General features: G+C 67.3%; 13 protein-coding genes. 7 read left to right on the top strand and 6 right to left on the bottom strand.

The window, feature by feature from the left end; translation table 11 throughout:
* Nucleotides 1-30: 30 nt before the first annotated feature.
* Both AC5P5R_RS06655 and AC5P5R_RS06660 read right to left on the bottom strand, forming a co-directional pair.
* The gene (locus tag AC5P5R_RS06655; RefSeq protein WP_005410307.1) at nucleotides 31-657 is read right to left on the bottom strand and encodes a rhomboid family intramembrane serine protease; all 627 of its coding nucleotides are present in this window, start codon (nucleotides 655-657) and stop codon (nucleotides 31-33) included.
* Between the two features lie 7 nt (nucleotides 658-664).
* A complete protein-coding gene (locus tag AC5P5R_RS06660; RefSeq protein WP_005413967.1) occupies nucleotides 665-2,230 on the bottom strand; it encodes a POT-type proton-dependent oligopeptide transporter in 1,566 nt (521 codons plus the stop codon).
* Between the two features lie 163 nt (nucleotides 2,231-2,393).
* Here AC5P5R_RS06660 and AC5P5R_RS06665 point away from each other — a divergent pair, with 163 nt between their 5' ends.
* Nucleotides 2,394-3,242 (top strand): endonuclease/exonuclease/phosphatase family protein, encoded by an 849-nt coding sequence (locus tag AC5P5R_RS06665; protein ID WP_100438746.1) that lies wholly within the window; start codon nucleotides 2,394-2,396, stop codon nucleotides 3,240-3,242.
* A gap of 118 nt (nucleotides 3,243-3,360) precedes the next feature.
* Here AC5P5R_RS06665 and AC5P5R_RS06670 read toward each other — a convergent pair whose 3' ends face one another.
* Nucleotides 3,361-3,972 (bottom strand): superoxide dismutase, encoded by a 612-nt coding sequence (locus AC5P5R_RS06670; protein WP_005410310.1) that lies wholly within the window; start codon nucleotides 3,970-3,972, stop codon nucleotides 3,361-3,363.
* Between the two features lie 221 nt (nucleotides 3,973-4,193).
* Between AC5P5R_RS06670 and AC5P5R_RS06675 the strand changes: the two genes are divergently transcribed.
* Complete coding sequence (locus AC5P5R_RS06675) at nucleotides 4,194-4,655, top strand: guanyl-specific ribonuclease (RefSeq protein ID WP_100438747.1); 462 nt, start codon at nucleotides 4,194-4,196, stop codon at nucleotides 4,653-4,655.
* On the top strand, nucleotides 4,655-5,068 hold the full coding sequence (locus tag AC5P5R_RS06680) for a barstar family protein (RefSeq protein WP_005410312.1): 414 nt from the start codon (nucleotides 4,655-4,657) through the stop codon (nucleotides 5,066-5,068). The genes AC5P5R_RS06675 and AC5P5R_RS06680 overlap by 1 nt, the downstream gene beginning before the upstream one ends.
* 104 nt (nucleotides 5,069-5,172) lie before the next feature.
* Here AC5P5R_RS06680 and AC5P5R_RS06685 read toward each other — a convergent pair whose 3' ends face one another.
* Nucleotides 5,173-6,939, bottom strand: a complete 1,767-nt coding sequence (locus AC5P5R_RS06685) for a hypothetical protein (RefSeq protein WP_100438748.1) — start codon at nucleotides 6,937-6,939, stop codon at nucleotides 5,173-5,175.
* Between the two features lie 10 nt (nucleotides 6,940-6,949).
* On the bottom strand, nucleotides 6,950-7,549 hold the full coding sequence (locus AC5P5R_RS06690) for an NfuA family Fe-S biogenesis protein (protein ID WP_005410314.1): 600 nt from the start codon (nucleotides 7,547-7,549) through the stop codon (nucleotides 6,950-6,952).
* A gap of 90 nt (nucleotides 7,550-7,639) precedes the next feature.
* Here AC5P5R_RS06690 and AC5P5R_RS06695 point away from each other — a divergent pair, with 90 nt between their 5' ends.
* From AC5P5R_RS06695 to zupT, 3 genes are all read left to right on the top strand, one after another.
* Nucleotides 7,640-7,990 carry a 4a-hydroxytetrahydrobiopterin dehydratase gene (locus AC5P5R_RS06695; protein ID WP_006456031.1) on the top strand — a complete coding sequence of 117 codons (351 nt, stop codon included), beginning with the start codon at nucleotides 7,640-7,642 and terminating at the stop codon, nucleotides 7,988-7,990.
* Entirely contained in the window at nucleotides 7,987-8,403 is a 417-nt protein-coding gene (locus AC5P5R_RS06700) for an energy transducer TonB (RefSeq protein ID WP_005410316.1), read from the top strand. The genes AC5P5R_RS06695 and AC5P5R_RS06700 overlap by 4 nt, the downstream gene beginning before the upstream one ends.
* A gap of 98 nt (nucleotides 8,404-8,501) precedes the next feature.
* Nucleotides 8,502-9,311, top strand: a complete 810-nt coding sequence (gene zupT / locus AC5P5R_RS06705; protein WP_005410317.1) for a zinc transporter ZupT — start codon at nucleotides 8,502-8,504, stop codon at nucleotides 9,309-9,311.
* 412 nt (nucleotides 9,312-9,723) lie between these two features.
* On the opposite strand, the gene AC5P5R_RS06710 is transcribed toward zupT, so the two are convergent.
* Complete coding sequence (locus AC5P5R_RS06710; protein WP_012480803.1) at nucleotides 9,724-10,698, bottom strand: RluA family pseudouridine synthase; 975 nt, start codon at nucleotides 10,696-10,698, stop codon at nucleotides 9,724-9,726.
* A 407-nt stretch (nucleotides 10,699-11,105) separates the two neighbouring features.
* Between AC5P5R_RS06710 and AC5P5R_RS06715 the strand changes: the two genes are divergently transcribed.
* Entirely contained in the window at nucleotides 11,106-14,399 is a 3,294-nt protein-coding gene (locus AC5P5R_RS06715) for an Rne/Rng family ribonuclease (protein ID WP_164281503.1), read from the top strand.
* Nucleotides 14,400-14,557: the final 158 nt, after the last annotated feature.

Raw genomic sequence — 14,557 nt, forward strand, 5'->3', positions numbered from 1 at the left:
GTCGGATCCAGTGGATCCGACCCCAGCCCCTCAACCGCCGCCGAGACGGAAGGTCGGGTTGGAAAGCTCGCGCAGGAAGTGGGTGAAGATGCTCGGCTGCATGGCCAGCATGAAGATCACACCGAACGCCGCGCCCGCCAGGTGGGCGCTGTGGTTGATGCGATCACCACCGCGCTTGTCCATCCAGATGCTGTAGCCCACGTAGAACGCGGCATAGACAATGGCCGGTGCCGGGATGAAGAACACCAGGATGATCGACCACGGCTTGATCAGGATGAAGGCGAACAACACCGCCGACACCGCTCCGGACGCGCCCAGGCTGAGGTAGTTCGGGTTCTTCTGGTTCTTCAGGTAGCTGGGCAGGATCGAGACCAGCAGCGCACCGATGTAGAACGCCGGGTAGGTCAGGTAGCTGCCGGTCAGCTGCACCATCACGCTCTCGATGAATCCCCCGAAGAAGAACAGGGTGATCATGTTGAAGATCAGGTGCGACCAGTCGGCGTGGATGAAGCCATAGGTCACCAGCCGGTCGTACTGGCGGTGACGGTCGATGGCCGGCGGCCACAGGATCAGGCGGTCGGCCAGCTTGCGGTTGTTGAACGCCATCCACGACAGGAGGGCGGTGATGGCGATCAACAGCAGATTGACGGGGGTCATGTCAGGCTCAGGCGCTACGGTAGTTGTCGACCATACGATAGCGTTTCGCGTACCAACCGAAGGCCAACGCCGCGACGAAGGCGAAACCGGCGAAGAAGAACATCAGGAATGCCGCCTCGCTCAGGCCCGTACTGGCGATCTTGTGGGTCACCGCATCGTTGCGCACAGCAGCGTTGGACAGCAGCACCCACAGGTTGCCGATGGTGGTGGTCAGGTTCCAGAAGCTCATCACCACGCCCTTCATCGCCTGCGGCGCCTGGCTGTAGGCGAACTCCAGGCCGGTGGCCGAGACCAGCACCTCACCGAAGGTCAGCAGCGCATACGGCAGCATCTGCCAGAAGATCGACATGGCATTGCCACCATCCATCACCACCTGGATGCCGCCGACCACGATCCAGGCCAGGCCACTGAAGGCGATGCCGGCGGTCATGCGGCGCAGCGCGGTCGGCTCGAAGCCGAAGCGGCGCAGGGCCGGGTACAGCACCAGGTTGTTGAACGGAATCAGGATCATCACCAGCAGCGGGTTCAGCGCCTGCATCTGCGAGGCGGTGAACCAGCTCGGCATCTGCATCTGCTGGCCCTGCAGGACCCAGGTCGAGGCCTTCTGGTCGAACAGCGAGAAGAACGGCGTGGTCAGCGCGAAGATCACCAGCACGCGCAGCACCGAGCGCACGCCTTCAACCGCTTCGGCCGGATGCTGGCCACGGGCGCGATCGAGCTGCAGCCAGGTGCCACCGCCGATGCCCGCCAGGATCGACACCAGCGCCAGGCACAGGCAGATGACGATGCCCAGCGAGCCGACCAGGCCGAACGAGGCCGCTGCCAGCACCAGGCCGAGCACGGCGATCACCAGGCCCGGACGGCCCTGGCCGGCCACGCGCGTGGTCAGTGCGGTACGCACCACGTTGGCGAACGAATGCGGGTCCTTCGGCGGCAGCGGTACCAGCACGTAGCGCTTGCGACCCAGCCAGAACACGAAAGTGGCGATGAACATCAGGATGCCCGGGATGCCGAACGCCCACTGCGGGCCCCAGTTCTTCAGCACCAGCGGGATCAGCAGCGAGGCGAACAGCGAGCCGAAGTTGATGATCCAGTAGAAGGCGTCGAAAACGATCTTGGCCAGGTGCTTGTTGCTCTGGTCGAACTGGTCGCCCATGAACGAGGCCACCAGCGGCTTGATGCCACCGGCACCCAGCGCGATCAGGCCCAGGCCGAGGAAGAAGCCCTCGCGGCTGTTCTCGAACAGCGCCAGGCACAGATGGCCGGCACAGTAGACCAGGCTGAACCAGAGAATGGTGTGGTACTTGCCGAAGAACCTGTCGGCCAGCCAGCCTCCGAGCAGCGGGAAGAAATACACGCCGATCATGAAGCTGTGCATGATGTCCTTGGCTTCACCGGCACGGCCTTCCGCAGTGATTTCCTGCAGCAGCAGCGAGGTGATCAGGAACTGCACCAGGATGTTGCGCATCCCGTAGAAACTGAACCGCTCGCAGGCCTCATTGCCGATGATGTACGGGATCTGGCGCGGCATCTTTCCCTGGCCGGCGATGGGGGCAACTGCGTCGTGGCTCATCCTGTAAGGCAATCCTGCAAAGCGAAAGGCGCAAGGTTACCGGAAGCGGGGCTTGCGAAGCACGCTGCAGGGCTGCATGACAACGGTGCCAATCCGTGGCAGGCAACGTCACTACATGCCGGAAGTCACGGCACCTGCACGACAAAAGCGTAAACTTATCGTTATGCGCCCCCTCGCCCACGCCCGTCTCCTGCTCAGCTGTCTCGTGCTGCTGCTGGCGTTGCAGGCACAGGCGCGGCCGCAGGCACCGGCCGCCGCCAGCGGTGAGGCCGAGCCCCGGCAGCTGACCGTGGCCGCGCTGGAATTGCCCAGCCGCGATGATGCGCAGTGGAAGCAGCGCCGCGAACAGGTGGCGCACCTGCTCACCGAGCTGCAGCCGGACGTGATCTCCGTACAGCAGGTGCTGCAGCAGCAGGGCCGCAATCCGGCCTGCTGGCTGGCCAGCCGGCTGCGCTACAGCTGCGACTTCGTTACCGCCGATCCGCCCAGCCAGCCGTTGCGGCACGGCAACGCGATGCTGACCCGGCTGCCGGTCAGCGAGGATGGCGTGACCCTGCTGCACCCACCCGGCGCCTTCAGCGCCGCCGGCATGATGCGGCTGAAGCTGGGCCAGGCGCTGGTAAACATCTATGTGGCACGGCTGCGCCCGGACCCGGACGAGGCCACTGCCCGCCAGCACCAGACCAGCGACCTGATGACCTGGATCGGCGCCACCGCCGAGGGCATGCCCAGCCTGATCGCCGGTGATTTCTCGGCAACCACCGTCGAGCTCGTGCGCAGTACCCCGGGGTTCCAGCCGGCCCGGCGCAATCCGGGTGGCCGCCCCGAGCCGCCGGCGGCCAGCGGCGGTGGCGCCAGTGGTCATGGCCTGGACGTGCTGTTCCAGGTCAAGCACTTCGGCGGCATCCGCCAGCAGCCGATCCTGCTGCCGGCCGACGGCGACCTGCCGGGCCTGCGTCTGGGCGTAATGGCCACCCTGCGCCTGCAGGGCGATGCGGCCACGGCCGAATAGGTAGTGCCGGCCGCTGGCCGGCATTCCAAGGCTGCCGGCCAGCGGCCGGCACTACCAATGCGGAAAACAAAAAGGCCGGGGTTTCCCCCGGCCTTTTCTGTTCATCCTGTTACCACGATCAGGCAATCGCTTCCTGGTAACGGCGCTCGACTTCGTTCCAGTCGATGACGTTGAAGAACGCGCCGATGTATTCCGGGCGGCGGTTCTGGTACTTCAGGTAGTACGCGTGTTCCCACACGTCCAGGCCGAGGATGGGGGTGTTGCCTTCCATCAGCGGGCTGTCCTGGTTGCCGGTGCTCTCGACCACCACCTTCTTGTCCGGAGTCACGCTCAGCCAGGCCCAGCCGCTGCCGAAACGGGTCAGCGCTGCCTTGGTGAAGGCGTCCTTGAACTTGTCGAAGCCGCCCAGGTCCTTGTCGATGGCCTTGGCCACGTCGCCCACCGGGTTACCGCCCGCGTTCGGTGCCATCACGGTCCAGAACAGCGAGTGGTTGGCATGGCCGCCACCGTTGTTGCGCACCGGACCCTGCAGGTTCTCCGGCAGCGACTTGAGCTTCTTCACCAGTTCTTCGACCGGCAGGTCAGCGTACTCGGTGCCTTCCAGCGCCGCGTTGACGTTGTTGATGTAGGTCTGGTGATGCTTGGTGTGATGGATTTCCATCGTCGCCGCATCGATATGCGGTTCCAGCGCGTCGTAGGCGTAGGACAGCTTGGGCAGGGTATAGGCCATGATGCATCTCCTGATTGCGAGGGCACCCGACGGTGTCGGGCGTTGCGCGGTGAATGATGGGGACAGACCGCCAGATTACCAAGGGGGATGTAAAGGAAATTGCGTCCTGCCGGTGAGCACGACGGCAATTGTTACGCAGCGGTGACGCGGCGCCGTCCTCATGCACCGTGCAGCGCGCAGGCGCTACAGTGCGAGCACCACCCTCGCCCGCTTCCTTGCCCATGCGCAACCCCCGGCTGCTGATCACCGCCATCGCCCTGCTGCTGCTCGGCCTGGTCGTCAACCATTTCATGCAGCGCCCGCCGGCGCCGCAGTTCGCGCCGGACCTGCAGGGTGCGACTGCCGCGCGCGCACCGGCCACGGCCACGCCCGGCAAGGGCAACGGTCTGCCCGCCTTCCTGCCCGCCGAAGCCCTGCAGACGATCGCGCTGATCCAGCGCGGCGGGCCGTTCCCGCACCGCCAGGATGGCAGCACCTTCGGTAACCGCGAACAGCAGCTGCCGCAGCTGCCGCAGCGTCCGCGCGGTTACTACCGCGAATACACCGTGGACACCCCCGGCGCGCGCACCCGTGGCACGCGCCGCATCGTCACCGGCGGCGATCCGCCGGAGGCGTGGTACTACACCGACGACCACTACGAATCGTTCCGCAGCTTCACCGTACCGGCCCAGGGAGCGCAGTGATGAGCCACGATGATTTCGGCCTCGGCCTGCATGACATCAACAATGCCGGCGTCTACGCCATCGACAGCGACGACATCGGCGCACTGGCCGCAGCGATGCGCGATGCCGGCCTGAAGGTGATCCGCATCGACCTGGAAGGCGTCGCCGACAAACGCACCCTGCTCGCCCGGCTGGCGGCGCAGCTGGATTTCCCGGCTGGCTTCGGCGGCAACTGGGATGCACTGTCGGACAACCTTCGTGATCTGCAATGGCTGCCGGCCGACGGTTACGCGCTGTTCCTGGCCGACGTGGATACGTTGCGCGCCTCCACACAGAAGGATTTCGACACGTTGCTGGACGTGATGGACGAAGCCAGCCGCGACTGGGTCGGCCGCGACGTGCCGTTCTGGGTGTTCCTGTCGCAGAGCGCGTAGGGCAATGCCCTGGTAGAGGCCGACCTTGGTCGGCGTTCCTGTGCCAACCAAGGTTGGCACCTACCCAAGCGCGAGCCGGCCAGCGTGTGGCGCGCGCGCCTTGCCTAGCGGCTCCCGTTATCTTCCTGCAGCTCTTTCTTGAACGGAATGTCCGGCGGCGGCCGTGCCACCGCCGGCTGGTCCTGCATGTTCGGATTGGTGAGGCCGCAGCCGCCACCCGCCTGCAGGATCGAGATCACGCAGGAGATCTTCGTACCGGTGCCCGGCAACGGAATCTCCATCGACTTGATGCCCTTGCGCACCCATTCGGCCAGCAGTGATTCCTGCGGCACCCAATACTTGTCGAACGAAGTCGGCGTGTAATCGTACGGCGGTCGCTTCAACCAGGTGCCAGACTGCGCGATGCGCTCCTTGCTCCAGCCATCGTTGGCGCCACCGGGGGCACCACGTTCGGCGTGACCGCCACCTTCCTGCCCCGGCACGCGCACGCTGCCGTCGGCATTGAACAGGCCATTGCCCTTGCCGGCGGCACTGGCCTGGCTTGCGCCCCTGCTGGCGCCGTCGTGGTTGCGGCTCGACGCGCCCCAGTCGTCGCCCTTGGCAGGCGTAGCCCAGTTGCCCGGGTTGGGAGCCGGACGCGCGCCGGCCTGGGCCGGTGTCGTGCTGGAGGCGGATGGCCGTGGCGTGCTGCTGTTGGCCTGGGTTGCAGTGCTACTGGCCGCAGGCGCGGGCGTTGCCGCTGGCGCGCTGCCACTGGACGTTGAAGGCGCCGCCGCGGGTGCCGACGCAACTTCGCGCTCGCGCACCAGCAGGTCACGGCCTGCCGGCGCACGCACGGTCGGCTCGCGCCCGGCCACAGCAGCCATCCGTACCTGCGGATCGACCACGGCCTGCACTTCGCGCTCGCGCACCTGCACATCGCGCTGCGGCACACGGACCTGTACATCGGCCGTGCGCAGCGGCTGCGATATCGCCGGTGCATCGACCGTACTGATTTCACGCTCCTGCACCGGGATGTCACGCAGCTGCGGCGTCCGCACCGCGATCTCCGGCGCACGCAGTGCGGCCGGGGCCGGCGGCACCTGCACCGGCTGCACACTGCGCTCGCGCACCGTCGGTACCGTGTCGCGCGGCACGATGCTGATCTCCGTGCGCGGCACGCTGACAGGTGGCACCACGAAATCCGCACTGGCCTCGGCTACTTCGGTGGCCTGCACCGGAGACGGCGGCGGTGCCGCGACCGGCGCCGGCTCGGATTCGGCGGGCGGCGGTGGCACGCTGACCACTGCAGCCGGAGCGGGTGCGGACGCAGCTGCCGACGCCGACGCCGGACGCGGCTCAGGCGCCGTCGCGGCCCCTGCGTTCTGGCCAGCTGCAACCTGGCCCGGCGGTGCAGCGGCCGCCGCTTCCGCACCTGGCTGATCGCCACCGCCCTCCTGGGTAGCGCGACCGACGAACTCCACCTGCACGCGCTCGCCCTCGGCGCCTTGTTCTTCCGGTGCCGAGGTGAGGATCACTGCCACCCATAGCAGCAGCACGAAGAACAGCAGATGCAGCAACGCACTGGCCAAGGCCGAGACCCAACGCATCCAGCGCTGGTCGCGCGGCGCAGCATCCCAGTCCTGCCAGAACAGACGGCGCAACGCTTGCCAGGGTGACAACCGGGGCAACTGCCCGGGTGGCCCCGGCAGCGGACGCGGCAGCAGCACCGCGATCAACTCGCTGGCGTGCAGCGGCCGCGGCAACGGACCGAGCGAGCGCAGCCACAGCGCCCAGCCATACGGCAGGCGCGTGGTTTTCTCGAGGACGGCCCTGGGCTGCTGGCGGGCCAGCAGCAGGTCGATGAACTGCTCGGCCCGGGTCAGAGGCACGCGTCAGCGATCAGGCGGCGTTGCCGCGAGGGATATACGGCGCGTGGCCACTGTCGTGGTCGGTCGCGTCGCGCACGGCGGTCACGCCCGGCACGCGGCCCATCAGGGTCTTTTCAATGCCCTGCTTGAGGGTCACGTCGGCCATGCCGCAGCCCTGGCAACCGCCACCGAAGCGCAGCAGCACCACGCCTTCGGCCGAAACTTCCTGCACGGCCACCTTGCCGCCATGCGAGGCCAGCTGCGGATTGATTTCGTTTTCCACCACCCAGTGCACGCGCTCGACCAGCGAGGCGGCATCGCCGGGCGCTTCGCCCTTGATGCGCGGTGCCTTGATGGTCAGCTGCTGGGTACCGGCACTGCCGGCGACGATGTCGATCTCGGCGCCATCGAGCCAACCGACGCTGCCGGCATCAACGTAGAGCGTGAAACCATCGCAGTCCACCGCCCACTCGTCGCCGAGCAGGTCGGTCGGTTCGGCGAACTCCAGCCGGGCGTCGGCGCGCGGGGTGCCGGGATCGACCGCGCTCAAGCGCACACCCATGCCGGGCACGCCCTCGCGTTCGATCAGCTTGCGGAAATGGGTCTGGGCAGTGTCGGAGATCTGGATCATCAGGCTATTCTAGCCAAGTAAGCGTCAGCCGCTCATTCGGTTTATACACCGTCCGGCGCATTGTTCAGTCAACACGAGGTGGAGATTCCCATGGCCGACCTGATTCCACTGGCCCAGGCCCGTTGCGTGCCGCGCAAAGGCAGCGACCACAAGCTCGGCGAAGCCCGCCTGGCCGAACTGCTGCCGCAGATTCCCGGCTGGGAGCTGAGCGAGGGCGGACAGGCCCTGTCGCGCACCTTCCGCTTCAAGGATTACTACGCCACCATGGCCTTCGTGAACGCGCTGGCCTGGATTGCCCACCGCGAGGACCACCATCCGGACCTGGGCGTGCACTACGACCGCGCTGTGGTGCGCTTTTCCACCCACGACGTGGGCGGCCTGAGCGAGAACGACTTCATCTGCGCTGCGAAGACTTCGGCCCTGACGGAGCAACTGCCATGAACGTACGCTTGCTGAGCCTGTCCCTGATTGCTGCGACCGGCCTGGCCGGTTGTGGCCCGTCGGAACCGCCGGCACCACCGCCGCCGCCGCCGACCGAAGTGGCCGCGGTGAAGACGCCGCCACCGCAGTACCCGCTTGAACTGGCCTGCATGGGCGTAGGCGGCACCAGCACCTTCAAGGTGACCATCGGCACCGACGGCAAGCCAAGCGAGGTCGCCCTGCTGACCGGCGCCGGCAACCCGCAGCTGGACGAACTGGCCAAAACGGCCGTTCAGGGCTGGCAGTTCAAGGCCGCCACCCGCAACGGCGCTGCCGTGCCGGCCACCATCCAGGTGCCGGTCAGCTTCAACCCGCCGCAGCCGAAGCCCGATCAGTGCTTCGCCATCGAAGAACGCCTGCGCCGCGGCGGCTGATCGCGCGCGCCCCGACGAGGCCAGCCGACGCCCGCCTCGCCCTCCCCGCCCCGGGCTCATCCGGGGCGGCTGTCTGTTGACCAGGACCGCGTCGGTACATGCTGCAGATTCCCCCCGAAAATGTCTGGATCGCACTGGCGGTCACCCTCGCGGCCGGCCTGGCCACTGCCATCGGCAGCCTGCTGGTGCTGTTCTCGCGCCGCCCCAATCCGCGCCTGCTGGCGTTCGGCCTGGCCTTCGCCGGCGGCGCGATGGTCTACGTGTCGCTATCGGAAATCCTCAACAAGTCCATCGCATCGTTCGCCCTGGCCTATGGCGAGCGCACCGGCTTCACCTACGGCACGCTGGCCTTCCTGGCCGGCGTGATCGTGATCGTGCTGATCGATCACTTCATTCCCAATCCGCATGACAGCCTGGACAAACAGGACCCTGCGTTCCGCGAGAACAGCCGCGAGTACCTGAAGCGGGTCGCGCTGCTGACCTCGGTGGCGATCACCGCGCACAATTTCCCGGAAGGCCTGGCGACCTTCTTCGCTACGCTGGAAAGCCCGTCGGTGGGCATGCCGCTGGCCTTCGCCATCGCCATCCACAACATTCCCGAGGGCATCGCGATCGCGGTGCCGGTGTACTTCGCCACCCAGAACAAGTTCTATGCGTTCAGTGCCAGCCTGCTGTCCGGCCTGGCTGAGCCGGTGGGCGCGGTGCTGGGCTACTGGTTGTTGTCAGGATCGCTGTCGCACGCCACGTTTGGCTGGGTGTTCGGACTGATCGCCGGCGTGATGGTGTTCCTGGCGCTGGACGAGCTGCTGCCGGCAGCCAAGCGCTATGCCAAGGGCCACGAGACGGTATATGGCCTGGTGGCCGGCATGGGCACCCTGGCGATCAGTCTGGTGCTGTTCAAGTGGTGAGGGGTTCCCGGCCAACGGGCTGAGCCCCCTCGCGGCTGGCACGTTCCGCAGTATCGAGAGGTCACGGGCGGGGCCGGCTTGCAGGGGACGCCGTGAACCCGTCCATGGGGGCTTGTCCGCGGCATCTCATGCCGCAGACACCCCTGCAAGCCGGCCCCGCCCGTGCCCCGTCATTCTTCCGTGCACGCCAGCCGCGCGATGAAAAGATTGAAGAGCGAAGCGCGCGCTGCGCGCGTGAGTCGAGTACGACTCGAGTCTACAAAGGCTGCGTGCGGGTATGGGCCTACGCTGCGGATGTCCGGGTGCGCCTTGTAGCGAGCCGAGCACCGCAGGTCCGGCGAGGGCGAAGAGGCGCGGGTGTCTGAGCGCTGCGAATGGCGCCGACCAAGCGCCCGGCGCCGCCGAACTGCCGTCAGCGCAGGCGGTCCAGCGCCTCGACCAGCTCATCGGCCAGCGGCGCGTTCAGCACATACGGGCTCTTGCCGTCGTCCAGCGCGAACTCCAGCGAGGCCGCGTGCAGGAACAGGCGCTTCAGCCCGATCTGCTCACGAAGCCGCTTGTTGACCGCCGGATCGCCGTACTTGTCGTCGCCGGCCACCGGATGACCCAGGTGCTGGGCATGCACGCGGATCTGGTGGGTACGGCCGGTCTCGATGCGCACCTCGCAATAGGAATGGCCGCCGCGGCGCTCCAGCACCCGGAAGTGGCTGATCGATTCCTTGCCGATCGCGTTGACCTGCACATGGCGCTCGCCGCCCTGGCGCAGGCCGACATGCAGCGGCGCATCGACCGTCATCACCCCGTCGGGCATGCGTCCGGCCAGCAGGGTCAGGTAGCGCTTGCGGATGCCGGCACCGTGGTCTTCACGCAGCAGCGCCTGCAGTTCGCTCAGCGCCGAGCGCTTCTTGGCCACGATCAGCAGGCCCGAGGTGTCGCGATCCAGCCGGTGGACCAGCTCCAGGGTCTGCCCCGGGCGCAGCGCGCGCAGGGTCTCGATGGCGCCGAAGCTGATGCCGCTGCCGCCGTGGCTGGCCACGCCGGTGGGCTTGTTCAGGGCCAGCAGGCGCGCGTCCTCGAAGACGATGGCCTGCTCCAGCCGGCGCATGAATGCCTCCGGGGGACCCACCTTGTCTCCCTCTTCGGTGAGACGAACCGGCGGCACGCGCACTTCGTCGCCCGCCTCCAGCTTGCGCTCGGCCTTGGCGCGGCCGCCGTTCACCCGTACCTGGCCACTGCGCACCAGCTTGTAGACCAGGCTGCGCGGGGCGCCCTTCAGCTGGCCGAGCAGGAAGTTGTCCAGGCGCTGGCCGGCGCGGTCGGCGGGAACGGTGATCATGCGCACGGAAGGCTTGTCGCCAGCGGGCTTGGTGGGGTCTTGGGCGGTCATCAGGCTGTTTATTCTGTTACACTCGGGGGGCGAGATAAGGGATTGATTTCGTTGGAAGTTACTCAGGGCCAGAAGCCCAGCTTCCGACGAATCCGGCACAGTGCGCGACCACCGCCCGCGGGGCGGCCATGTTAGCGGCTCACCGGCCTTCCCGGCCATCGCCGGATGCCTGACACGCAACCGTGCTGAACATGTCCCGCGTGGCGCTCCAGCCTGGCTGACAGCTGCCTGCGGCCCTGCAACACCCAAAAACCATAAGAGTGAAGCGCTCCCGCGGCCTGCCGTGGTGTCGTAGCGCTGGAAACCCAAGCCGCCCTCCCCGCGCTTGCGCGAATGGGCGGCGAGCCGTGTCCAGAGGCGAAACCCCATGGCGTTCCGCGCGGTAGCCGCTTGCGAGGAACGCAACAATGAAGCGAATGCTGATCAACGCCACGCAGGCTGAAGAGCTGCGTGTTGCCATCGTGGATGGCCAGTCGTTGTATGACATCGACATCGAACAGCCGTCGAAGGAACAGAAGAAGTCCAACATCTACAAGGGCCGGATCTTCCGCATCGAGCCCTCGCTGGAAGCGGCCTTCGTCGAGTACGGCGGTGGCCGCCATGGCTTCCTGCCGCTGAAGGAAATCTCCCGCGACTACTTCCAGGCCGGTGTCGACCACAACAAGGCCGGCATCCGCGAGCTGCTGAAGGAAGGCCAGGAGATCGTCGTCCAGGTCGACAAGGAAGAGCGTGGCAACAAGGGCGCCGCCCTGACCACGTTCATTTCGCTGGCCGGCCGCTACATGGTGCTGATGCCGAACTCGCCCAGCGCCGGCGGTGTGTCGCGCCGCATCGAGGGCGAAGACCGGGCCGCGCTGAAGGACGCCCTGGACAAGCTGAACATCCCCGACGACATGGGCGTGATCATCCGTACCGCCGGCGTCGGCCGCGATGCGGAAGAGCTGCAGTGGGACCTGGACTACCTGCTCAATGTCTGGCGCGCCATTGCCGAAGCGGCACTGAGCAAGCCCGCCCCGTTCCTGATCTACCAGGAATCGCGCCTGATCGTGCGCGCCCTGCGTGACTACCTGCGCGCCGACATCGGCGAGATCCTGGTGGACACCGAGGAGATGTACGAGCACGCCCGCGAATTCATGCAGCAGGTGATGCCGCAGACCCTGCGCAAGCTCAAGCACTACAAGGACGACATTCCGCTGTTCAACCGCTTCCAGATCGAATCGCAGATCGAAGGCGCCTACGAGCGCAACGTGCGCCTGCCGTCGGGCGGCTCGATCGTGGTCGACCAGACTGAAGCGCTGACCGCCGTCGACGTCAACTCCTCGCGCGCCACCAAGGGCAGCGACATCGAGGACACCGCGTTCCAGACCAACCTGGAAGCGGCCGAGGAAGTGGCCCGCCAGCTGCGCCTGCGTGACCTGGGTGGCCTGGTGGTGATCGACTTCATCGACATGGCCTCCAACAAGCACCAGCGCGAAGTCGAGAACCGCCTCGCCAACGCGCTGAAGTACGACCGCGCGCGCGTGCAGGTGGGCCGCATCTCGCGCTTCGGCCTGCTGGAAATGAGCCGCCAGCGCCTGCGCCCGAGCCTGGGCGAGTCCAGCCAGATCGTCTGCCCGCGTTGTGACGGCCACGGCCGCATGCGCAGCGTCGAGTCGCTGTCGCTGTCGATCATCCGCGTGGCTGAAGAGCATGCGATGAAGGAGAACACCGGGCAGGTGCTGGTGCAGGCCCCGGTGGAGATCGCCAATTACCTGCTGAACGAGAAGCGCAGCGCCCTGCGCGAGATCGAACAGCGCCACGAGGCACCGATCGTGATCGTCGCCGACGAGCAGCTGCACACCCCGCACTACACCGTGACGCGCCTGCGCGAGAACGAGCTGGGTGAAGAAAGCAGCAAGCCCAGCTACCAGCGCGGCACCCCGCGCAAGCTGCCGGTGCACGCGCTGACCAAGGGCCAGCTGAATATCCCGCCGCCGGCGGTGACCCAGGTCAAGCACACTTCCCCGGCCCCGGTGCGCGAGGAAGTGGAGCCGGCCGCGGCCGCGGCCGCTCCGGCCCCGGTCGCTGCAGCGCCTGTTGCGCCGGCCCCAGCGGGCGGCGTGATCGGTTGGCTCAAGCGCGTGTTCGGTGGCGAACCGGCGCCTGCGCCAGCACCGGCCGCCCCGGCTGCACGCCAGCAGCAGGACGGCGGTCGCAAGGACCGCAACAAGGATCGCAACAAGGACCGCAAGGACCGTCGCGACGACAATCGTGGCAATGGCAACGCGCAGCAGCAGAAGGATGGCGGCAACCGCAAGGACCGCGGCGAGCAGCGCAAGGACGGCCGCAACGGCAATAACGGCAATGCGCAGCAGCAGCCGCAGCAGGGCAAGCAGAAGGAGCCGCAGCACAAGGATGGCCAGCAGCCGCCGCAGCAGCAGAACAAGCCGCGCAACGAGCAGCAGGGCCAGAACCAGAACCAGCAACCGAAGCTGAAGCAGCCCAAGCAGCCGCGCCCGCAGCAGCAGGACGGTGACAAGCCGGCCGAGAAGCCGCAGCGCAATGCCGCCGAAGCACCTGCCGAAGCCGTGACCGCAGCTGCAGCCGTAGCCGCTACGGCCGTCGCCGCCAATGGGGTGAACGCGCAGGAAGCCACCGCGCCGGTCGCCCCGGTCGCCCCGGTGGAAGCGGCCGCACCGGTCGACACCGCTGCCAATGCGGCCAGTGCGACCGACGTGGTTGCAGTTGCCGGTGAAGAGGCTGCAACCGACGCCAATGGCGAGCAGGCTGGCGAAGGCGCAACCCGCCGTCGCCGTGGCCGTCGTGGTGGCCGTCGTCGTCGTCGCGGTGGCGCCGAGAACGCCGCCGGCAGCGACGCTCTGGGTGATGACCAGGACGAGGGTGATGACGGTGATGACGCCGACGGCGCCGAGCCGAACATCGACAGCACTGCCGGCACTGCGCCGGTCGCGGCTGTGCAGCCCACGCGTTCGCAGCCGGAGTTCGACTTCGATGACGAAGCCGAGCCGGTCGCTGTCGAAGCCGAGAAGCCAGCCCGTGCTGCCGCCGCTGTTGTCGCCGCGCCGGTTGCCGTGGTGAGCAGCGCTGTGGTCGAAGCCGCCGCCCCGGTCGTGGCTGAAGTGCAGGCACCGGTCGAAGCTGCGAAGACCGAAGCGGTGTCCTCGCCGGTGCAGACCAGCATGCTCGATGCCATCGACGCCGCGACCCCGGTCCAGCCGGTCGCCGCTGCCGCACCCGTCGCCAACGCCACTCCGGTGGTGGACGCTGCTGCGCCGGCCATCGAAGCAAAGCCGGTTGTGGCTGAAACGGCCGCGGTGGTTGAAGCCGCACCGGTGATCGAAGCGAAGCCGGTCGCAGTCGAGGCCGCGCCGGTCGTGGAATCGAAGCCGCAGGTGGTTGAAGCAACCCCGGTGGTTGAAACCAAGCCGGTGGCCAGTGAGAGTGCCCCGGTGGTGGAGGCCGGCCCGGCCGTTGAAGCCACGCCGGTCGTCGAGGCTGCGCCGATCGCGGAACAGCCGGTCGCTCCGGTGGCGGTCGAAGCCGCACCGATCGAAGCCGCCGCCCCGAGCGCTGATGCGGTGGTGACGCCATCGATCGATCCGGTCGCCGATGGCCATGCCGACGCTGCAGCCCAGGCTGCAGAAGCCAAGGCTGATGAAGAAGACGACGAGGCCGCCAAGCGCACGCCGCCGGCGAACTGATCGCTCCTTGATAGCGTGAAAGCGAAACGGCGGGGATCAATGATCCCCGCCGTTTTTGTTTGTGCTTCGGGCCGAACCGTGCCAACCAAGGTTGGCACCCACCAGGGCACAACCCGCGCACGGTCACCGCTTTGGTAGAGGCCAACCTTGGTTGGCGC

This window comes from Stenotrophomonas sp. YJH_SMC_19 (genome assembly GCF_059367915.1).